Below are 22,736 nucleotides of genomic sequence, written 5' to 3'. Positions count from 1 at the left end.
CGTTACGATAACCACACCCGCAGCAGGGATAATAATTTACTACCGTCCACAGGTTTGGAAATATAATCGGATGCCCCGGCGTCGATGGACTTCTGCCGGTCGTCCGCCATGGCTTTGGCGGTGAGCGCGATGATCGGCAGCCGGGTAAATCGTTTATCCTGTCTTATTTGTTTCATAGCGTCGTATCCGTTCATGCCGGGCATCATGATGTCCATGAGTACCAGGTGCGTGTCCGGATGCTGCCGCAGTATTTCCAGCGCCTCCTGCCCGTCGGAAGCGGCCAGCACACTGGCGCCCTGGGCTTCCAGTAAGGAGCTGATGGAAAATACGTTGCGCATATCGTCGTCCGCAAGCAGGATGGTTTTGCCTTCCATGATATTTTCCGTGTCTATCAGTTCCTTCACGGTTTGTAAGTTGGCCGGATCTACTTTTTCCAGCTTATACAAAAACAACTCTAATTCGTCGAGCAGGCGGTCCGTTGCCAGCGCGGAGCTGCGCACGATGGCCGCTGCGTATTTTTTCAGCTGCGCCTCCTCTGCATGGCTGATATCCTTGTCGAGATAAGCGATCACCGGAGTGGCCGAACCGGCCGTCAGGATGGCCAGCTCCTGCAACTCCGCCACGGCGGCATGGATATCTCCCCCTAATTCAACAATTACGCCATCATATTTTTTTTCATCCAGGAAAGCTTTTGCCTCCTCTACCGTGGCCGCCTGATCGTACCGGGTATCCATGCGGCGCTCCTCCGTTTTGGAGCGGATATGCGGATCGCCGGCCAGTGGCCCCGCGGCAATTATCAGGACTTTTTTCAGGCGGGCATGCAGCTGGGTGTTAATGTCCTGGAAGATTTTTTCCAGGGCGGGTTGCTGCACCGGCTTCTGCGTGTATCCGTTTACGTTATGAGCCGTATGGGAAGATATTTCCCCTGCGGAAACCACGTGTACGAGTATATCTTTAAGCTCCTCCGTGCTGCGGATGATCTGCAGGATGCTTTCCCCGTCGATCACCGGCAGGTTCATATCCAGGATAATGGCCACCGGCCTGAATTTGCGGGCGAGGTTAAGCCCTTCCTGCCCGTTGTGGGCCACGATGGTTTTGTAGCCTTTATTCCTCGCGACCTGCTTCAGCATGTCCGCAAACCATTTATCATCTTCCACGATGAGGATCAGCTTATCGTGCCGGTGGATGTTGGCGCGGTCGTCCTCCGGGGCAGCGTCCACCGGTACCGGGAGCGCTGTTTTGGCGGGCGTGATTTCCGCCATGGACCGCATGGCAAGCTGAGCGGGTTCCAGGGGGATGTTAATGGTAAAGGTGCTTCCTTCCGGGGAGCTGCGTTCCAGCTGTATCTGCCCGTTCATCATCTTCATGAGGTAGCGGGAGATGGAGAGCCCCAGCCCTGTACCGCCAAACTTGCGGCTGGTGCTGCTGTCCGCCTGCTGAAAGGCTTCGAAGATGAGCTGCTGCTTATCCTCTGGGATGCCCATCCCCGTATCGATCACGCTGACGTAGAGTTGCGCGTCCTTAATATACCATTCCACCCGCACGGTTCCTTGTTCCGGTGTGAACTTAAACGCGTTGGACAGGAGGTTGCGGATCACCTGCTCCAGCCGTTGTTTATCGGTAGGCACCTTCTCCGGTACGTCCGCGCTGGTATGCTGGGTGAAGTTGATATTTTTTTGCTGGGCTACGATTTTAAACAGGTCGTTGATATCGTTCTGCATTTCCTTCACCCGCACGTCTTCAATATGTATATCCACCTTACCCGCTTCGATTTTGGAGAGGTCCAGTATATCGTTGATGAGGGTCAGCAGTTCCGTACCGGAGCGGTGGATGATGGTAGCGTACTCCCGTTGCCGTTGGGTCAGGTTGTTATCCTTATTTTCTTCCAGCATTTTGGCCAGGATGAGGACACTGTTGAGCGGGGTGCGCAATTCGTGGGACATATTGGCGAGGAAGTCCGACTTATAGCGGTTGCTGGCCTCGAGTTCGGAAGCTTTTACAGAAAGCGCTTCCCTGGCGGCTTCCAGGGCTTTGTTCTTCACCGTCATTTCAGCGTTCACCTGCCGCAGTTCCTCTTCCTGCACGCGGAGTTCCTCTTCGGAGGCTTGCAGTACTTCCGACTGCCGGCTCAGTTCCTCATTGCTCTGGCGCAGTTCTTCCTGCTGGTTGAGCAGTACTTCCTTCTGTTCCTGCACCTGTTTGAGCAGCTCCATCACTTTATCCCGGCTGCTGGCGGCGTTGAGGGCCACTGCAATGTCTTTGGCGAGGGTTTCCAGTAATTCCAGCTGCACCTGGGAGGTTTTATGGAAAGACGCCAGTTCTATGACGCCGGTAATTTCGCTGTCCATCCATAACGGCACTACGATGAGTTCCTGCGGTTGCGCGGCTCCTGATGCCGCAGCGATCTTCCAGAAGTTGCCGGGAATATGGTCAATGACTTTTATTTTTTTCTCCAGCACGGCCTGACCTGTGATGCCTTCACCGGGCACAAGCGTTTGCGGGAGGTCAGCCGGCATGGCAACGCCGGCGGCTAAACGAAGATGCGCAGCTTTTTCATCCTTTACATAAAAAGCGCCGGCAATGTAATTGCCGTAGTCCACCAGCTCTTTAAGGCATTTCTCCACGAGGCACCTGACGTCCAGGATGCCCTGCAGGCTGGCGTTCATCTGGTCCATGCCTACCAGCTTCCAGTTGCGCTGGTTGGCCTGGTTGTTCAGCTCCACCACCTCTTCCAGCTTGGCGTTGAGGATATGCTGGGCTTTGAGGCGGCGTTTGAATTCCTTGTAGGTAACCACCATGAGGATGAAGCCAACGAGGAGGATGAAGATGTTATTCCAGGTCAGGATCACCATGGACCTGGAGGCGGATTCCTCGTTCTCCTGTTCCCGGAGGGCCAGCAGGCGCTGCTCTTCCGCGCGGATATTAACGATGGCGACGCGGATTTTTTCCATCAGGATGACTTCCCGGTTGGTCAGCTCCTCGTTATCTTCGAAGGTTTGCTTCCAGATGCGATGGTCGTTTTCATTCCAGAAGCTGAGGATGGCGTTGACGGCATCTTCCAGGCTGTCCACCCGGCGCAGCTCCCCTTCATTGTCCGCCACCATTTCGCGCAGCGTGCCGATGGCAGGCGTTATCTTAGGCAGGTTTATTTCGTAAGGCTGCAGGTATTTACGTTGGAATGTGGCGCGAAATCCACGTCGGGAAGCTTCCATATCCACCACTAACCGGTTGATCCTTTCCAGCTGATTCAACACTTTATAGGTATGCTGCACCCAGGCCGATTCCCGTTTTTGCTGATGAAACGACCTCATCGTGAGCAGGCCGCCCAGCACAACGAGGATAACTACCAGTGCAAACCCGGTGTACAAGCGGTTTACCAACGAAAACTTCATAGTCCGACAAAAAATATATGATTTAAAAAAGCGGTTGAAATTCCTCCAATCAAGATTATTCTATAATTTAGTTAAAAATATCAAAAGTTGCTCATATTCAATGATTTTGCCAAGTAATATTATCTTGAGTTTAATATTTTGTTATTTGTTAATGGGAAAACTATATACACCTGTTCGCAGTATATATACGAAGCAGCCGGCAGTTCCGGCACGAAATTTTAAGAAATGTTCACTTCTGTGACATTTGAAGCGCCATACCGCAGCAAGGCCGGTATGCTACATAAAAAAAGACCATCATTCTCTATTGAACCGCCATTAGCGTCCCTACGGATGACTGTACGAAAAATTAAATCTAATTCAAAACTGCCGCGTTGAACAAGCACTCACCCTGTTTGTTATAAGCGGACAAAAAGAGCCACAATGGGTAAAATTCTGCTAGTAGAGGATGATGAAGTAATGCCAAAGATTATTGCACGCATTTTGCCGCCGCCCGAGTATGAGGTGGACATTGCCGTGAACGGCAAGGAGGCCATACAAAAGCTGGAAGCCAACCATTATCAGTACGATCTCGTGATTACAGATATTATGATGCCGTATGCAAATGGTTTTGAAATCCTCAGTAAAGTTAAAAGCCATGAACGTGAAAAGCCGATCCCCGTCATCATCGTGTCGAATGCCGGCAATGAGGATATGATCATGGAAGGCTTTAAACTCGGTGTGGACGATTTTCTGAAGAAGCCGATTATCCCTGCTGAGCTGGTTATCAGGGTAAAACGTTTATTAATGAGAAATAAATAGCGTATTGGAAACTACACTATCCGACATTTTACAAGATATCCGTTCCATTTATTATTATGCGCCGCTGGCTATCAAGGTAGCGATTATCTTTATTATCGTAGCGGTGTCGGCAACTGTTTTGGCTTACCTGGTCATGCTGCGGAGCCGCTACCGGAATTACCGGCAGCAGCGGCGCATGGCCCGCATGCTACCGAAGATAGACGAGTTGCTGATGAATGAGATCATTGCCAATCCTAACATCCCTCATGATGTAGCTCCCTCAAAAGTGGCGCTGGACCTGGAACCATTCGATGAACTGCCCCTGCACAAACGCTGGGGCCGGGAAATGCTGACCGAACGCATTATTCATTACCGCAACAACGTATCCGGCACAGCGGGCGACCTGCTGCGCAACCTGTACCTGCAGCTGGACCTGGACAAGGATGCCATGCGCAAATTGAAATCCAGGCACTGGAATAAGAAGGTGGAAGCGCTCAATGAGTTCACCCTCATGGATATGCCTATTGCCGACGTCACCATCCTGCCGCTGGCCAATAGCCGTAACCGTGAGTTGAGGGCCGCTGCCCGGCAGGCGTATATCAAACTGAGTAAGAACGAACCGTTTAAGTTCTTCGATTCCGTGACGGATCCCCTCCTGCCCTGGGACCAGGTGGAGCTTTACCGGATCATTACCACTACCACGGATATCGCTATTCCCAACTTCGCCCGGTGGATCACCTACTCTTCCAACAAAAGCGTAGTGTCCTTCTGTATGAAGCTGGTGGTACATTACAACCAGCTTGCCGCCGTGCCGGCCATCATCAAACTGCTGGAAAACCGGGATCATACGCTGCGCGCCGAGGCCATCGAAGCGCTGGGGCGGCTGAAGATCGCCGAAGTGGAAGATAGGCTGGTACACCTTTACACCAGCCAGCCGCTGTTTTGCCAGATCGCCATCCTGAAGGCGCTGGGGCGCATCAGGAGCGGCCGGCATATCGACTTCCTGCGCAACGAGTTCCTTCACTCCACCGACTTTGACCTGCGCAAAGCCGCTGCCCGCGCCATTGTGAAGAATGAGATCATGGCCAGGGAAGTGATTGATGAATTGCTGGCCACCACCACCGGCGAGAACCTGCTGATCCTCAAACATTGCATGAACCCCTTAATTAAGTATTGATGAACAGCGTACAGGAAATATTAAGCGCCTTCTATGATTCAGCCATCTTCGTATATGGGCTGACGTTAATCGTCGTGTACGGCGTACTGGCCGTGCTGTCCATTATCGCCATCCGGCGCTACCTCAATGCCACCCGGCCCAGCCAGCTGGAAAACCTCATGAGTTCCCCGCTGGCGCCCGGCATCTCTATCCTGGCGCCGGCCTACAACGAAGGGCTGACCATCATTGCCAACGTACGCTCCCTGCTGACGCTCAACTACCCGAAATACGAGATCGTACTGATCAACGATGGCAGTACGGACGACAGCCTGGAACAGCTGATCAATGAATTTGACATGGTGGCGGTGGATTTCGCCTATCATGAAAAGATACGCTCCAAGCCCGTACGCGCAATTTATAAATCCCGCAACCAGGCCTACTCCAACCTGCTGGTGATCGATAAGGTCAACGGTAAAAGCAAGGCGGACGCGGTAAACGCCGGCATCAACGCCGCCGCATTCGATTACTTCGTATGTACGGATGTAGACTGCGTACTCCATAAGGACACCCTGCTGGAACTCATCAAACCCGTGATGCAGGAAGGCGGGAAGCGGGTGATCGCCATCGGCGCTACCCTGCGCATCGCCAATTCCAGCGAGTTCGACGAAGGGGTGATGACTCGCATGCGCCCACCCCGGGCCTTGCTGCCACGGTTCCAGGAAGTGGAGTATATCCGCTCCTTCGTGCTGGGGAAGATGGGATGGAGCGCGATTAACTGCGTACCGAACGTTTCCGGCGGACTGGGTTTGTTTGACAGGGAGATCGTCATTAAAAGCGGCGGGTATGACCATAAATCCTTTGGAGAGGATATGGAGCTGCTCACGCGGATGTGCGGTTTTTGCGAGGACAACAAGATCCCCTACTCCGTCCGTTATATCCCTAAAACGCTTTGCTGGACGGAAGGGCCATCGTCCCTGAAGGTCTTTGGAAGACAGCGGACCCGCTGGGCCAGGGGGCTGGCGCAGCTGATGTACGCCCACAAAAGCATCTTCCTTCACCCGCGCTACGGCCGCCTGGGGCTGGTGGTATTCCCCTACAACTTTTTCTTTGAACTGCTGGCGCCCGTGATAGAGGCTTCCGGCATCATTATATATCTCTGGCTGGGGCTGACCGGTAATGTTAACTGGCCATACGCCATCCTCCTGCTCCTTTTCGTATATACGTATGCGATAATGATCACCACCTTATCCATTTTGTGGGACCAGCTGAGTTTCCATTATTATAAATCAGTAAAAGAAGTATTGTCGCTCCTCATTATGCCATTCCTGGAATTCCTCCTGTATCACCCGCTGATTACCTTTTATTCCCTGAAAGGTTATCTCTTCTTCCTGACCAACAGGCGAAGCAGCTGGGGTAATATGCAGCGGCAGGGCTTCCGGAAGGCTAAGACAACCACTTAATTCATTATTGGCAATGATCGGTATTATATTTGAAAATTTTGTATTCGTTTATGGCCTGGCCATGCTGCTCATTTACGCGCTGCTTGCGTTGATGAGTAATATCGGCGTGCGGCTGTTTAAAAAGCGGAGTCCCTATACCGACTATTCCCTGCTGCTGGACTCCCCCTTAACGCCCGGCATATCTGTGATTGCGCCTGCCTACAACGAGGGCGTTACCATTATTTCCAACGTACGTTCCCTCCTAACGTTGAACTATACACGCTTTGAAGTGATCATCATCAACGACGGCAGTACGGATGATACGCTGCAAAAGCTGATCGACGAATTTGAAATGGTGGAAGTGGATTTCGCGTACAACGAGCGGATCATCACCCGGCCGGTGCGCAAGTTCTTCAAATCCACCAACACGGCGTACGACAAGCTGCTGGTGATCGATAAGGTGAACGGCAAGAGTAAGGCGGATGCTTCCAATGCCGGCATCAACGCGGCGGCATTCGACTACTTCCTCTGTACCGATGTGGACTGTATCCTGGAAAAGGACACCCTCTCCCGCATGATACACCCGTTCCTCAACGAATACCAAAATAAAACAAAGGAAGTGGGAGATCCCTGCCCGGAATGCGGCTACGTTCATATCGTGGAAGACAGTACCCGGGTTATTGCCTCCGGCGCCACCCTGCGCATTGCCAATTCCAGCGAAGTGGACGAAGGGGTGATGGTAAGGGTAAGGCCGCCTTCCCGCTTCCTGCCAAGGTTCCAGGAGATGGAATACATCCGCGCCTACGTGCTGGGTAAAATGGGCTGGAGCATGATCAACGCCGTGCCCAACGTTTCAGGCGGGCTGGGGTTATTTGACAAGGAAATCGCCATTAAAGCGGGGGGCTATGACCATCAGTCGTTCGCGGAAGATATGGACATTGTAACCCGTATGTGCGGCTATATGCTGGACAATAACCTGAAATACGCCATCCGTTATATCCCAACCACCCAATGCTGGACGGAAGGGCCGCCCAACATGAAAATTTTCAGCCGGCAGCGGACCCGCTGGGGGCGCGGCCTGGCGGAGATCATCACCATACACCGGCATCTCCTGTTCAATCCCCGCTACAAGCAGCTGGGGTTGGTGGTATTGCCGTATAACCTGCTGTTTGAATTCCTGGCGCCCATCATTGAAGCGCTGGGGTTGATCTCCATCATCTGGCTGGCCCTGACCGGGCAGATCAACTGGCCATATGCGCGGATACTGTTACTTTTCGTGTACCTGTATTCCGTGATGATTACCACGCTGGCCCTCTGCTGGGACCAGCTCACGTATCCCTACTACAAAACTACCCGGGAGGTTTTCGGGCTTACGCTCATGGCCTTCCTGGAGCCATTTATATATCATCCGTTAATCGTTTTCTTCGCCCTGCGGGGATACTGGTTCTTCCTCATCGGGAAGAAGACCAGCTGGGGGAATATGCAACGTCAGGGCTTTGCGCCCAAAAAACCGAATTAAATCCATGCATGTGAAGGTAATGCCGTATAAATATATCGTAGCGCTATTGTTGGTGAGCTTTGCCATAACGGCACAGGGGCAGATTATTCAACTGAAGAAGGTAAAGAACAAGTCAGAGCAATACTACAACCAGGCGCTGGCCGCCACGCAGCAACAGCGCTATGCGGAGGCCATTGAGCTCTCGAAAAAAGCGCTGAAGGAAGAACCCAACTACATCGACCAGGAGCTGCTGCTGGCGAGGTTGTACATGCTCACCGGGCAATACGACCTCTCCCGGAAATACATCAAAAAAGTGCTGCACAAAGATCCGACATACAAGGACGCCTATTACTACGGCATCAACGTGGAAATGACCACCGGCCGGTATGAAGAGGCGGAATGCTATGTGGATGAAGCGCTGCTGAACTTCCCCGGCAACAGGGATTTCAGGATCCGGCAGATAAACATCCTGGACGCGCAGGGGAAGCTCCGCCGGGCGGACGGCTACGCCGAAACGCTGATGGACAACTTCCCCGAGGATACCGTAGTACGCCGCGCCTATATCAATCACTACCTGGAAGCGGGCTACTATCACCAGAAAAACGGAAATTACACCCTGGCGCGCAGCAACTTCGATAAGGTGCTGGCGGTAGACCCTAACAATAAAGACGCCCGCGAAGCCACGCTGGGCACAGAACTCAAGGGAGGCAACCGCACGGAAGCCCTGGCCATCCTGGACCGCCAGCTGGCGCAGCAACCGAATAATTATGACCTGCTGATGAAGAAGCTGGGGCTGTTGCAGGAAATGCACCAGTATGCGGAAGCGCTCAGCGTACTGCAACAGATCTACCGGAAATACCCCAACGACGCCAAGGCGCGCAGCATAGAAAGCGCGCTGCGCATGGAAGCGGCGGCCTATTATGCTAACGCCGACCCCTACACGCTTTATACCTCCGTGCTGGAAAAGAACCCGAACAACCGGGAAGCGCTGGATAAAGTGATCGGCTATGCCATGTCCAGGGGCGCCTATATGGAAGCCCTGGCGTGGATCAACCGCGGCTTGCGTACGAACCCCGCTGATAGCCGCCTCCTGGGCTTTAAGCTGGACATCCTGGAAGCGGACCATAAATACAGCGCTGCTGCCGCGATTGCGGAGATGCTGTACCGGCGCAGCCCTAATGCGGACCTGAAAGAACGGCTGACCGATTTGCAGCTACGGGCCGGCAGGGCCTATTTACAGGAAGAGCAGTACGACCTGGCGCTGGCCGCATTTCAGTCAGGACTCCAAACCTCTCCCAAGGATACTAATTTATTATCCCTGGTAACAAATACTTACCTGCTGCTGAAAGACAATAAAGGCGCGCTGAAAGCGGTGGACAACGCACTGGCCTACTACCCGGACAACGAAAAGTTCCTGCTGCGCAAAGCCGCTATCCTGGAGGCTTCCGGCAAGTACGAAGCTGCGGCGGAGCTGCTGGGGCAACTCAGCGCCCGGCGCCCGGGGGATGAAAAGTACAAAGGCTCCCTGGTGGACCTGCGCCTGAGCATGGGGCGCAACCTCATGCGGGCGGAGGAATACGAAGCGGCCAAGCAACAGTTTGCCGCCGTACTGGCCGCCCAGCCGGACAACCGGGATGCGCTGGATTATATGATCAACATGCAAAGCGCTACCGGCAAGGCGGACAGCGCGGTGTACTATGCGGACAACGCGTTAATATATTATCCGAACGATAAAGACCTGCTGCTGAAAAAAGCCGGCGCCTTGCAGCAGCTTGGCCAAAACACAGCAGCGGCGGCCATTACGGCGGACCTGATGGCGCGTTACCCTTACCTCTCCAAATACCGGGACGCCTATACGAATTCCTTACTGGCTGCGGCAAGCGCCTACCAGAAAGCGCAGCAGGCGGACAGCGCCCTGTATATGTACCAGCAGGTGCTGGCGCTGAACCCGAAGGATTCCCTGGCATTGCAAAGCAGTATCAACCTCTTGAATGCGCAGCAGCGGTACGACAGCGCGCTGGCTTATGTACAGGAAGGGCTGCGGTATTACCCGGACAATGAAGCCCTGCTGCTGAAACGGGCCGTGACGCTGGAAAACAGGAAAGACTACTCCAATGCCGCACTGGCGGCGGATACGCTGGCACGCAAGTACCCAACCGCGGCCAATAAAGATTATTACGACCAGCTGTATAATAAAACCCTGCGCAACCAGTTTGGCTTATACTACCTGAATAGCAGTTACGACTATACGTCGAACAAATACAACATTGCTACCGTGGAATACCGGCGGCTGATGAAGCGGGGCGGCTCCTATGCCTTCCGGCTGGATTATGCCGGCCGCAAGGATGGCAACGGGTTGCAGGGCGAGGCGGAGATGTATTATGTGCATAATCCGAAGCTCTATAGCTACGGCCTCGTCACTTATTCCAACAAGGTGGTGTTCCCGCAGTTGCGGGCCGGTTACTCCCTGTTCAAAACATTCGGCAAGGAGGTGGAGGGCGAGCTGGGCGTGCGCTACCTGAACCTGGACAGCCTTTCCAGCATTGCAGGCGTGGCCAGCATCGCAAAACCTTTCGGGGATTTTTGGGTGAATTTCAGGGCTTACGTGATCAGCGAGGAATCGGATGTCTACACTTCGTTTAACCTGACGACGCGGTATTACACCGATGCCAGGCGGCAGGATTTTGTATCCCTCATTGCCGGCATTGGCACCTCTCCGGATGACCGCAGCCGTTTGATCAATTTACCGGAGCTGTCCGGCTTGCTCACGCACAGCGTGGCGGCGGGCTACCAGAAAGTGATCAAATACAGGACTACACTGGGTTTGTACGGCACCTGGATCAACAGTAAGATAGCGGATAATCAATATCGCAACCAATACGATATCTACCTGCTGTTTATGCGTAAATTCTAACCGATGTATTCAATGAGCAGTTTATTCCTTTCCGTGATGATGATGCTTAGCGCCGGCTGTGGCGCCCCCGGCGGCGACATCCCGCTGGTAACGGGCGGCAGGAGCGCGTATGTGATTGTAACGCCGGCAAGCCCTTCCGGGGCGGAGCGCAAGGCCGCGGGGATTGTACAGGAATATATACTGCGGGCCTCCGGCGCCAAGCTGCCTATCCTGCAGGAGGGCGGCTACAGCGGTAAGCAGGCGATTTACGTGGGGAACACGCGGCAAAGCAGCGGTCCGGAAAAGATAAAAGATGACGGCTATTATACCGGCGTATCGGGCCAGGCCCTGTACATCCGGGGTGGCAGCGGCAAGGGCGTCGTATATGGCGCGTATCATTTTGCTGAAGCGTATATGCGTTGCCGTAAGTTGCCCGGCGCGCCGGCGGTGGCGCCGGTGAGTAAGGACATCAGCCTGCCGGGGAATATGCAGGATCTGAGCGAACCGGATTTTATTTACCGGGAGAGCTACTACCCTGCGTCCGCAGATGCGGAGTACCTGGAATGGCATGGGCTGCAGCGATTCGAGGATCTGTGGGGCCTTTGGGGGCATTCCTATTTCAAGATACTACCGCCCGCAACTTATTTTGCCGCGCACCCGGAATACTATTCCATGGTCAACGGCCGGCGGCAGCCATTGCAGCTATGCCTCAGCAACGAGGCGGTGTACCGGCTGACGGTGGCTTATTTTAAAAAGGCCATGGCGGATAACCCGGATGCGATATATTGGTCCATTTCCCCGGAAGACGGCCCTGGCGGCTGTACCTGCGACCAATGTAAAAAGGCGGATACGGAGGAAGGCAGCCAGTCCGGCTCGCTGATACGCTTTGTAAACCGCGTGGCGGCGGCCTTTCCGCAGGCGAGGTTTACGACCCTCGCTTACGGCTATACGAGCAAGGCGCCGGCAAAAACGAAGCCTGCCGGCAATGTGTATATTTTATTGAGTACAATTGATGCATACCGGCAAACGCCGCTGGCGGAAGCCCCTTCCGCAGCGGATTTCCGCAGGAACCTGGCTGCATGGGAAAAGCTGGGCAGCCATTTGTTTATCTGGGATTATACCACGCAGTTCACGAATTATTTATGTCCGTTCCCGGACTACAACCACCTGGCGGCCAACCTGCAATATTTTGCCGCGCATGGCGTGCGGGGCGTGTTTAGCCAGGGCAGCGGGGATACCTACGGGGATATGGCGGAGTATAACAGCTACCTGCAGGCGGCCTTGCTCTGGAACACCCGGGCGGATGCCGGCGCGGTAACGGCCGATTTCATGAAGCATTATTACCGGGCGGCGGCGGCGCCGATGCAGCAATACTTACAGGCGCTGACGGCTGCGGTCAAGACCACCGGGGCGGTGCTGGATATTTACGGCAGCCCTATTTACAGCGGGAAGGATTACCTCTCCCCTGCCAACCTGGATCAATATTCCACCCTGCTGGACCGGGCGGAAGCGGCCGCGGAGGGCGATACGGCGGCGTTGCGGCGGGTGTACCGGGCGAGGCTGCCACTGGAATACACGGTGTTGCAGCAGTCGCGCATGTACGGCACCGAAAAATTCGGCTACCTCGTGCCTGCTAACGGTGGCGGCTATACGGTGAATCCGAAATGGCCGGCAAGGGTGCAGCGGTTTGCGGAACAGGCGAAGGCGGCCGGGGTGAAGGAATTGTCAGAAGGAGGCCTCTCCCCCGAGGCGTACCTGGCGCAGTGGCAGGCGCTGATGCGGCGGCCCTGGGTGGGCGGCCTGGCGTTTAAAGCGCCCGTGACGCTCGTGAACGCCTATACGCCGGAGTACAGCCCTATGAAGGAGAAAACGCTGACGGACGGGCTCACCGGCGATCTGGATTTCAGTTACAACTGGCTGTTCACTTACGGCAAGGATATGATCGCGACCATTGACCTGGGCGGGAGTAAGACGGTGCGCAGCGTACAGTTGAACTTCCTGCAGGATGCGCGGCATAACATCTTCCTGCCTCAGCAAATCACGATTGAAATATCGGCTAACGGCCTGGACTATACGAAAATCGGCACGCAAACGGGCGGGCTGCCTGCGGAAGAGGATTACACGGCGGCAATCCGGAATTTTAAGTTCCAGGCGGGCGGCAAGGCTGCGAGGTACGTACGGGTGACGGCGGTTTGTGCGCCGAAGATGCCGGACTGGCGGGCGATCCCGAACAAGCTGCCGGCGGTTTGCTGCGATGAGGTGGTGGTGTTGTGAGCGGGAGTCGCCAGCGACCCTTAATTTTTTTTAGGGGGAGAAATTAATGCCGCGGTGAGCGTGGTCCCGGTAAATCAACAGGAGGAGCTATGCCTGCTGCCATGGCTGCGAGCCGCACGAAATGCGTACATGCCGGGTACGCGTAGCCCCGCGTTTAAAATAGTCACGCCTGCCTGGGGCCCGGCTGGCTGCAACGGCATAATGCTACCGTGCCGGGAACCTGTGACCGGGCAGGTACAGCGGCAGATGCGGGTTGCCATCTCCCCCACCCACTAAAAACTATGAATAAGCCGCAAGGACGGCAGGCGAACGCAACTTCCGCACTCCAACCGCTTGACATTCAAACCTTTCAAAAATTTTTGAAAATTAATTTGGAAATAATAAACACTGTTCATTATATTTGCACTGTAAACTTTTTCAATGGGCATTACAGAAAGAAAAGAGAGAGAGAAGGCAGAAATGCGGCGGCGTATCGTAGATGCGGCAATAGAAATGTTCGTTGCGGAGGGATATGAAAAAGTATCGATCCGGAACATTGCTGATAAAATTGAATACAGCCCGGCCACTATTTATCTCTACTACAAAGATAAGGATGAATTGCTGTATGACGTACAGGGGGAAGCATTTCAAAAGCTGGCCAATTACCTGCGCGCACGCATTACCGCTGAAGATCCCCTGGAAAGAGTGCGGCAGCTGATCCTGGCTTACCTGGATTTTGCCCGCGAATACGAGGAACTGTATGACCTGATGTTCATCATCAAAGCGCCGATGAACTCCGTGCAGAAGGACGCCGAATGGGATAACGGCCAGGATGCGTTTACCCTGCTCCGTGAGAACGTGATCAGCTGCGTGGAAAAAGGGCTGATCCGCTTTGATAATCCCATGATCGCCACGCTGAGCATCTGGGCCTTTGCGCATGGGTTTATCAGCCTGAACCTGCGTTGCAGGATCAAAATCGCGGAATTGGGTGAAGAGGTCATTCCCATCGTAATGCGACAGGCCGTGGAGCATTACCTGGCAACGATTAAAGTGTAGCCGTTACCGTTGGTTGAGCCGCACCAGGTTAGCCTGCATAGCAACGCCAAAGCCCTCCGGGCTTTTTTTAAACACAAGCTTTGAACACTGTTCATTATATCAACAACGATAAAATAATTCAATAGGGAAAGGAGCGCCCTTATATGCCGCTCCACCGTAGCATCTTAACTATAGCCGCCTGGCTATTTTTTTTAACAACATTAATAAACACTGTTTATAATGTCAACATTAATAACAAAAGGAGCATTGTTAATTAGCGCTGTAGTCATGAGTTTCAGCGCCCGGGCGCAGCAATCCGTCCTGGACAATTACATCCGGGAAGCCTTTCAATCCAACAAGAGCCTGAAAGAGCAGTACATACAGCTGGACAGATCGCTGTATGCCTTAAAAGAAGCGAAAGCATTATTCAGTCCGGATGTATCGCTGCTGAGCAGCTATGTTAAATCGGCCGGCGGCAGAACGATAGACCTGCCCCTGGGGGATATGATGAACCCCGTGTACTCCACCCTCAACCAGCTGACGAACAGCCATCATTTCGGGACGCTGAACAACGAAAAGTTTCAGCTCAACCCGGACAACTTCCTGGACACGAAGCTACGCACCAGCATGCCACTGATCAACGCGGAAATCTACTACAACCAGCAGATCAAAAAAGAGCAGCTAAGCCAGCAACAGGCAGCGGTAAACGTATTCAAACGCCAGCTGGTGCAGGAGGTGAAAGCCGCCTACTTCCAGTATTACCAGGCCACCCAGGCGGTAGCGATCTACAACAGCGCGCTCTCGCTTATCCATGAAAATATCCGCATCAACGAAAGCCTGGTGCGCAACGGCGTCCGCAACAATACGGCGCTGTACCGCTCCCGCACGGAAAAGGAGAAGACGGAAGCCTCCATCAACGAAGCGATCAACGCCCGGGAAAATGCGAAAGCGTATTTCAACTTCCTGCTGAACCGCGGCTTACAGGACAGTATTCAGCTGGACAGCTCGCTGCTGGCCATTCCTGCAGAGCAAGCCATTGCGGCGGATGTTAGCGGCCGTGAAGAGTTGCAGCAGTTCAAACATGCCGTAAGCGCGTTACAACTCAACACCAAACTGCAGCGCAGCTACCTTGTTCCCAAACTCAACACCTTCCTGGACCTTGGCAGCCAGGGCGCGCCGGAACGTTTCGATAACAGCACCCGTTACTACTTCTTCGGGGTGAACCTGGAATGGAACATCTTCAATTTTCACAAAAGCCGCTACCGTATCAAACAGGCGGAAACCAATATGCAGTCCGTGGCCATGCAGGCTTCCCAAACGGAGGACCAGCTCCGGCTGCAACTGCAACAGGCCCGCAATAATTACAGCACGGCTATACGTAATTACAACAGTGCTAAGAGTCAGCTCGAATTTGCGGAGCGGTATTACCGCGACCAGCTGAAGACCTACAAGGAAGGGCAATTGCTCTACCTGGAACTGCTGGATGCGCAAAACCAGCTGACCACCGCCCGGCTGCAGACTTCCGTTACGCAGGCAGCCGTACAAACCGCTTACGCCGGCGTAGAAAGAGCGCAGGCATCTTACCCGATTAACGATAACAAATAATAAATCACACTCCCATGAAACAATTTCCCATCGCTATAGCAATATCCGCACTGCTGGCCGCCTGCGGCAGCAAACAAACCGCCGTTCAGCAGGACAGTACTGTTATCATTCCCGTGAAAACGATGGCCCTGCAACAGCATGGCGGCGCGCAAACCATTCACGCCTCCGGGCAGTTCACGACGGATGATGAAGTGTACCTCTCGTTTAAAACCGGTGGCATCATCAATAGTATTTTAGTGAAAGAGGGCGACCCCGTGCGCCGCGGGCAGCTGCTGGCCACGCTCAACCTCACGGAAGTGAACGCGCAGGTACAGCAGGCTACGCTGGCCTTTGAAAAAGCGCAACGGGATTACCAGCGTACCAACAACCTCTATAAAGACAGCGTAGCTACGCTGGAACAGCTGCAAAACAGCAAAACCGCGCTGGACCTGGCGCAGCAGCAACTGACCGCCGCCAACTTCAACCGCTCCTACTCCGCCATACACGCCACGCAAGACGGTTATGTGCTGCATAAACTGGCCAACACGGGGCAGGTGATTAGTCCGGGTACGCCCGTATTCCAGATCAACGGCGCTCAAAACGCGCACTGGATACTTCGTATAGGCGTTAGCGATGGCGAATGGGCCAGCGTGAAAAAAGGCGATAAAGCCTCCATTGAAACCGAATCCGCCAAAGGCGCCGCACTACCGGCTACGGTTATACGTAAATCAGAAGGGATAGATCCGCAGAGCGGCACCTTCACCATCGATGTACAGCTGGACGGCGCCAAACCCGCCGCCATTGCCGCCGGCATGTTTGGCAGATGTACCATACAAACGGCTGCCGCCGATACCTCCGGCTTCTGGCGGATCCCATATGCCGCCCTGCTGGATGGCAACGGCAGCAGCGGTTTTGTATTCGTCACCAACGATAACAAGACTGCCCGCAAAGTGCCGGTTACCATTGCCGGTATGGAAAAAGACCAGGTGCTGATTAGCGGCGGTATTGAAACCGCGGCCAAACTGATCATCTCCGGCAGCGCGTACCTTAAAGACCAATCTCCCATTCGCATCATCCAATAATCCGCTCTCATGAAAATCTCTCAATACGCTGTAAAAAATTACCAGTTTACGCTGGTGATATTCATCATGATCATCGTGCTGGGCATCAGTACCATCATGAATATGTCGCGCTCCGAGGACCCGGAGATGAAATCCCCGCAGTTCTCCGTCGTCGTGATCTACCCCGGCGCCAGCCCCAAGGATATGGAGGACCTGGTGGTGGACCCGCTGGAAAAAAATATCTACAGCCTGGAAAACATCAAACGCCTTCGTACTACCATCAACGATGGCGTGGCCATCCTCCAGGTGGATTACAAATACAACTCCGACGTAGAGCAGAAATACCAGGAACTGGTGCGGGAAGTAAACACCATGCGGAGCCAGCTGCCGTCGGATATTTTTAGTATAGAGGTGAAGAAGCAGGAGCCGTCGGATGTAAACATCCTGCAAACGGCGCTGATTTCAGAAAACGCCTCCCGCGATCAGCTGCGCTTTTATGCGGACAAGCTCCAGGAAAACCTGGAAAAAGTACCGGCGCTCAAGAATGTAAAAATTCATGGCTTGCCTGATCAGCAGGTGCGGGTGGAATTGCAGCTGGATAAAATGGCGCAGCTGCACATCCCCGTGGATGCCGTGATGGGCGCGCTGGAGAGCGAAATGGCCAACATCCCCGGCGGCAGTATCGACGCAGGGGAAAAGAGCTTCAATATCAAAACCAGCGGCAATTACAACGACCTGAAAGAAATTGAAAGCACCATCGTAGCCGCCGCCAACGGCAAGAATATTTTCCTGAAGGACATTGCCCGCGTGTACTACGGATTTGACGATGAGAAATATTTCGTACGGCTGAACGGCCATCGCAGCGTGGTGGTTTCCGCTGCGCAAAAAACCGGGGAAAACATCAGTAAAACGAAACTGGAATATGAACCAGTGATTGCGGCATTTAAGAAAACGCTGCCGGCAAATATTGACCTGGTAACGTACTTTAACCAGGCGGATGCTGTTAACTCCCGCCTGGCGGGGCTTGGGAAGGACTTCCTCATTGCCATCCTCCTGGTGGCCATCACCCTGTTGCCGTTGGGTCAACGCCCGGCCATCATCGTGATGATCTCCATTCCATTGTCGCTCAGTATCGGGATTGTATTGCTGCAGCTCTTCGGCTATAACCTGAACCAGCTTAGCATTGTAGGGCTGGTAGTAGCGCTCGGCCTCCTCGTGGACGACAGCATCGTGGTGATTGAAAACATTGAACGCTGGATGCTGGAAGGGCACAGCCGCATGGAAGCCACGCTGAAAGCCACTTCCCAGATAGGCCTCGCGGTGGTAGGTTGTACCGCTACCCTCATCATTGCCTTTATGCCGATCGTATTCATGCCGGAAGGCGCAGGAGATTTCATCCGCGGATTGCCGCTGGCCGTGATCTTCAGCGTGCTGGCTTCCATGGCGGTATCGCTGACGATCATCCCTTTCCTGGCCAGCCGTTTGCTGAAACAGCATGCCAACCCGGAAGGAAATATTTTCATGCGCGCGCTCAAAAGAATGATCCATGGCAGTTATGCGCGCCTGCTGGATAAGGCCCTGCATCGCCCGGTGCTGACGGTGATCGTATCCCTGGTGATCTTTGCCGGCTCCATTGGTATTTTGCAGGTGGTGGGCTTCAGCCTCTTCCCTTCTTCGGAAAAGCCGCAGTTCCTGGTGAACGTGATGGCGCCGCCGCAGAGCAGCCTGGAATATACGGACAGCATTGCCCGTAACCTGGAAGCGGTGCTGCGTAAGGAAAGCGCGGTGAAATATGTAGCCAGCAATATCGGCAAAGGCAACCCGAGGATTTATTACAACGAGGTGCCGGAAAATGAGCGGAGCGATTATGCGCAGCTGTTCGTGCAGCTGGACCCGCATACGAGTCCTGCCGCGAAGCTGGACCTGATCGAAAAGCTCCGCAAACAATGGACGCCTTACCCCGGCGCTAAGATCGAGGTGAAAAACTTTGAACAGGGGCCGCCCATGGCCGCGCCGGTAGAAGTGCGCGTGTTTGGGGACAACCTGGATACGCTCCGCGTACTGGCGGACAAGGTGGAAAAGATGCTGGAAAAAACTAAGGGCGCCATCTATATCAACAACCAGGTTTCCCACCTGAAGACCGATATCCGGGTGAGGATCAACCGCGAAAAAGCGCAGCAGCTGGGCATCCCGACGGCCAGCATTGACAGGACGGTGCGCCTGGCCGTGGCCGGCATCAACCTGGGCCGCTACAATGATAAGAATGATAACGACTACGACATCCTGCTGACGAGGGAGAAAACGGGCAAGCCTACACTGGATGTCTTCCGGGACCTGTTTGTGAACAATAACCAGGGCGTAGCCATCCCGTTGTCGCAGGTAGCAACGCTGGAAATGGAGACCTCTCCCCTGGTGATCCGCCACCATGAGAAGAACCGGATGATAGCGATTACGGCCTTTGTAAAGAAAGGCATGCTGGCGGATAAGGTGATCAACGATGTCATCGGGCAGATGGACAAGCTGCAGTTGCCGGCAGGTTACAGCTACGAGATGGGCGGGGAAGTGGAAAGCCGGAAGGATTCTTTCGGCGGGTTTATGACCATCATCATTGTAACGGTATTCATGTTTGTGGCGGTGCTGATCCTGGAGTTCAAAACGTTTAAGAGTACGCTGATTGTATTGTCCGTAATACCGCTGGGCATTGTGGGCGCGGCGCTGGGGCTGTGGATTACCGGTAATTCCCTGTCGTTCGTTGCCATCATCGGGTTGATAGCGCTGGCGGGTATTGAAGTGAAGAACACGATCCTGCTGGTGGACTTTACCAACCAGCTGCGCCGGCAGGGGCATAGCCTTGAATCCGCGATACGCGAGGCGGGGGAAGTGCGGTTTCTCCCGATCGTACTCACTTCGTTAACGGCCATCGGCGGACTGATTCCGATCGCCATCAGTACCAATCCGCTGATTGCGCCGCTGGCCATCGTGCTGATAGGTGGTTTGATCAGTTCCACGCTGCTGTCCCGCATTGTAACACCGGTGGTGTACAAGCTGATTCCGCCTAAAATTGAAGTGGAGGCAGCGGCAGGCAAACAAACCGTAGCAACGGAAATGATGGAATTGGCAGAAGCGTAAATAGTTGGAAATTATCAGGGAATATGTACATTTACACATAATTGGCACAAACCAAATCCTTGAAAATTAGATCTTATGAAAAAAATCTTCCAGGCAGTTGCTGCCTTCCTGTTACTGATCTGCGCCACTGCACAATCATCGCAGGCACAATTAAAAAGATTTAGCATTGGTCCGTTTGTAGAAGCCGGTTTCCCCACCGGAGATTTCAGTGAAACAAATAAAACGGGTTATGGCATAGGCATCGGCGCCGATATTAAACTGGTGGCTGGTTTAACTGCTGTGGGTTCTGTGAGTTACATGTACTTCGGCGGTAAATCCTATACGGATACCAATGGCAACAGCCAGGACTGGGCGGATGTAAAAGCGATTCCTATCCGTCTTGGACTGAGATATAAAATCTTCTCCCTGCTGTATGCGAAAGTAGAAGGCGGTACAGTACAATATGCAGGTAAGGATTACAACGGCGTGGGCGGCCTGGTGGCCCCAGGCATTGGCATCCGCTTACTGGGCCTGGATGTGGAAGGTAAGTATGAGGCGTGGTTTAAGGATGGCACCCGTGGTTTTTGGGGCTTGAAGGCGGGATATAACTTCTAAGAATACTGTTAAAAATAGAAAGAGGACGCTTCGGAAGAAGTGTCCTCTTTTTTTATGGCGTGCTGTTATGCATGGGGGTACAAGGGGTGAAACGCCCTCTCCCCGCACTGATACAAGCGTGGCTAATACAGCGTCACCGACCACGTCCTGTCAAACAACTGCCCCGGGTGCAATGCATTTATCCCCTCCTTCTCCGACAACTGCCCGGAGGTATTCACACTGTCCGCAATACCGCACCATGGCTCTATACAGACAAAGTCCGCATCCCTGGCTGACCAGATGCCCATGTACGGGAACCCGTCGAACTGCACGGTGAGGCCATACACAGTCAGGTCGCTTTTAATAGCAATTTTATTGGACGCCAGGTGTTTGAACACCAGTGCATCTTCATAGAACATGGGCTTGTTCAGCGGCAGTCTTTGCGTATTGGAGAGGTATGGCAGGGCGATGCTTTCAATCTGCCCGCCGGGTGAAAGCGTCCATCTGCCGGCGGTTTCCGGCTGATTGAATTCCAGGTAGTAATCCGTGAACTCGGAACCTTCTGCCAGCGGCACGCGGAAAGCCGGGTGGGCGCCAACGGAGAAGTACATCATATCCTCTCCCGTATTCTTAACGTGGTAGGTAACGGAAAGCGTATTTTCTTCCAGCACGTAACGGATGCTGAAGATAAAATGAAACGGGTACACCTTCAGCGTCTCTTCATTATCTATCAGGGAAAAGAGCGCGCTGTCCGGGCCCTGCTCTGTGACAACAAAGTTCATATCCCTTGCGAACCCATGCCTGCCCAGCGTGTATTCGTTGCCATTATAGGTGTATTTATTGCCGAGGAGTCCGCCAACGATGGGAAACAGCACAGGGCTTTTCTTTCCCCAGAATTCCGGGTTACCGCTCCACATGTATTCGAGGTTGGTATCATTGCGGAGAATACTCTGAATTTCCGCGCCTTTTTCTGCGATAGTAACCGTTAGTTTTTCATTGGAAAGCCGAATCATGATACAGTGATTTAATGCTGAGCAACGAAGATAATCTGTAAATTGCAAACCGGTAAGCATGAATCTGAAACAAGTGTAAAAATAAATTGGAGCATATGGAATCATTAAAAGGTAAGAAAGCCCTGATCACCGGCGCCGGTAAAGGAATCGGACGCGCCATTGCGATCGCCCTCGCGGCGGAAGGCGTGGATATAGCGCTGATGGGAAGGTCCGCCGGGCCGCTGGAAGCGGTAGCAGCGGAAGTGCGCCAACACGGCGTTAAAGCAGCGGTTGCCACCGGGGACGTTGCTAAAATTGCAGCAGTAAATACAGCCGTAGCCAGCCTGACCGCTGAGCTGGGCGAAATCGATATCCTCATCAATAACGCCGGCATCTCTTCCTTCGGCGGTTTTATGGACCTCACGCCGGAAAGATGGGAAGAGATCATACAGGTGAACCTGCTGGGCGCTTATTATGTTACCCGTGCCGTGCTGCCATCCATGATCGAACGCAAAACCGGCGATATCATCAACATCTCTTCCACCGCAGGCCAAAAGGGCGCGCCTGCCACCAGCGCCTACAGCGCTTCCAAGTTCGGCCTGCTGGGCATGACGGAATCGCTGATGCTGGAAGTGCGCAAGCATAACATCCGCGTGAGCGCGCTGACGCCGAGTACCATTGCTACGGACATGGCGAAGGATCTGAACCTGACTGATGGCAATCCGGAAAAAGTAATGCAACCGGAGGATCTCGCGGAGCTGGTGGTGGCGCAGTTGAAGCTGAACAAACGGGTATTGCTGAAATCGGCGACGCTGTTTTCTACGAATCCGTGATGGAGGTAGCTGATTTGTGCGGAGGGTTGCTCGCAAAGTGGCGTAAGGGGCAAAGAGGCAAAGATGGTTGTTTTTGTTTTTAAGTAGGTGAGCAAAGGGGGCCTGCGGCCCTTGCGGATAT

Annotated in this window: 14 protein-coding genes; 12 read left to right on the top strand and 2 right to left on the bottom strand. The window is 53.7% G+C overall.

The annotated features are described in order from the left end of the window. Positions 1-2: 2 nt before the first annotated feature. Positions 3-3,392, bottom strand: a complete 3,390-nt coding sequence (locus BOC67_RS00290; RefSeq protein ID WP_291906115.1) for a response regulator — start codon at positions 3,390-3,392, stop codon at positions 3-5. Positions 3,393-3,812: 420 nt separating this feature from the next. On the opposite strand from BOC67_RS00290, the gene BOC67_RS00285 reads away from it, so the two are divergent. The 11 genes from BOC67_RS00285 (at position 3,813) to BOC67_RS00235 (ending at position 20,811) form a co-directional block, all read left to right on the top strand. Next, entirely contained in the window at positions 3,813-4,190 is a 378-nt protein-coding gene (locus tag BOC67_RS00285) for a response regulator transcription factor (RefSeq protein WP_291906113.1), read from the top strand. Positions 4,191-4,194: 4 nt separating this feature from the next. Continuing rightward, positions 4,195-5,346 carry a HEAT repeat domain-containing protein gene (locus BOC67_RS00280; protein WP_291906111.1) on the top strand — a complete coding sequence of 384 codons (1,152 nt, stop codon included), beginning with the start codon at positions 4,195-4,197 and terminating at the stop codon, positions 5,344-5,346. Next, positions 5,346-6,785, top strand: coding sequence for a glycosyltransferase family 2 protein (locus BOC67_RS00275; RefSeq protein WP_291906109.1), 1,440 nt, complete (start codon positions 5,346-5,348; stop codon positions 6,783-6,785). Before BOC67_RS00280 ends, BOC67_RS00275 begins: the two co-directional genes overlap by 1 nt. A gap of 13 nt (positions 6,786-6,798) precedes the next feature. Next, the gene (locus BOC67_RS00270; RefSeq protein ID WP_291906107.1) at positions 6,799-8,283 is read left to right on the top strand and encodes a glycosyltransferase; all 1,485 of its coding nucleotides are present in this window, start codon (positions 6,799-6,801) and stop codon (positions 8,281-8,283) included. 4 nt (positions 8,284-8,287) lie between these two features. After that, a complete protein-coding gene (locus BOC67_RS00265) occupies positions 8,288-11,176 on the top strand; it encodes a tetratricopeptide repeat protein (RefSeq protein WP_291906105.1) in 2,889 nt (962 codons plus the stop codon). Positions 11,177-11,188: 12 nt separating this feature from the next. Next, positions 11,189-13,429 carry a DUF4838 domain-containing protein gene (locus BOC67_RS00260; protein WP_291906103.1) on the top strand — a complete coding sequence of 747 codons (2,241 nt, stop codon included), beginning with the start codon at positions 11,189-11,191 and terminating at the stop codon, positions 13,427-13,429. Positions 13,430-13,849: 420 nt separating this feature from the next. After that, a complete protein-coding gene (locus BOC67_RS00255) occupies positions 13,850-14,464 on the top strand; it encodes a TetR/AcrR family transcriptional regulator (protein WP_291906101.1) in 615 nt (204 codons plus the stop codon). 219 nt (positions 14,465-14,683) lie between these two features. Then, complete coding sequence (locus tag BOC67_RS00250; protein ID WP_291906099.1) at positions 14,684-16,048, top strand: TolC family protein; 1,365 nt, start codon at positions 14,684-14,686, stop codon at positions 16,046-16,048. A 14-nt stretch (positions 16,049-16,062) separates the two neighbouring features. Further along, positions 16,063-17,109 (top strand): efflux RND transporter periplasmic adaptor subunit, encoded by a 1,047-nt coding sequence (locus BOC67_RS00245; protein WP_291906097.1) that lies wholly within the window; start codon positions 16,063-16,065, stop codon positions 17,107-17,109. Between the two features lie 9 nt (positions 17,110-17,118). Next, a complete protein-coding gene (locus BOC67_RS00240; RefSeq protein WP_291906095.1) occupies positions 17,119-20,217 on the top strand; it encodes an efflux RND transporter permease subunit in 3,099 nt (1,032 codons plus the stop codon). Between the two features lie 75 nt (positions 20,218-20,292). Continuing rightward, positions 20,293-20,811: a hypothetical protein gene (locus BOC67_RS00235; protein WP_291906094.1), complete on the top strand. Its 519-nt coding sequence runs from the start codon at positions 20,293-20,295 to the stop codon at positions 20,809-20,811. Positions 20,812-20,933: 122 nt separating this feature from the next. Here BOC67_RS00235 and BOC67_RS00230 read toward each other — a convergent pair whose 3' ends face one another. Further along, complete coding sequence (locus tag BOC67_RS00230) at positions 20,934-21,803, bottom strand: aldose 1-epimerase family protein (protein WP_291906092.1); 870 nt, start codon at positions 21,801-21,803, stop codon at positions 20,934-20,936. Between the two features lie 95 nt (positions 21,804-21,898). On the opposite strand from BOC67_RS00230, the gene BOC67_RS00225 reads away from it, so the two are divergent. After that, positions 21,899-22,615 (top strand): 3-ketoacyl-ACP reductase, encoded by a 717-nt coding sequence (locus BOC67_RS00225; RefSeq protein WP_291906091.1) that lies wholly within the window; start codon positions 21,899-21,901, stop codon positions 22,613-22,615. The last annotated feature ends 121 nt before the right edge of the window (positions 22,616-22,736 follow it).

The organism is Chitinophaga sp. CB10, from assembly GCA_001870995.2.
Classification (GTDB): domain Bacteria; phylum Bacteroidota; class Bacteroidia; order Chitinophagales; family Chitinophagaceae; genus Chitinophaga.
This window is presented reverse-complemented; position numbering and strand designations above follow the sequence as displayed.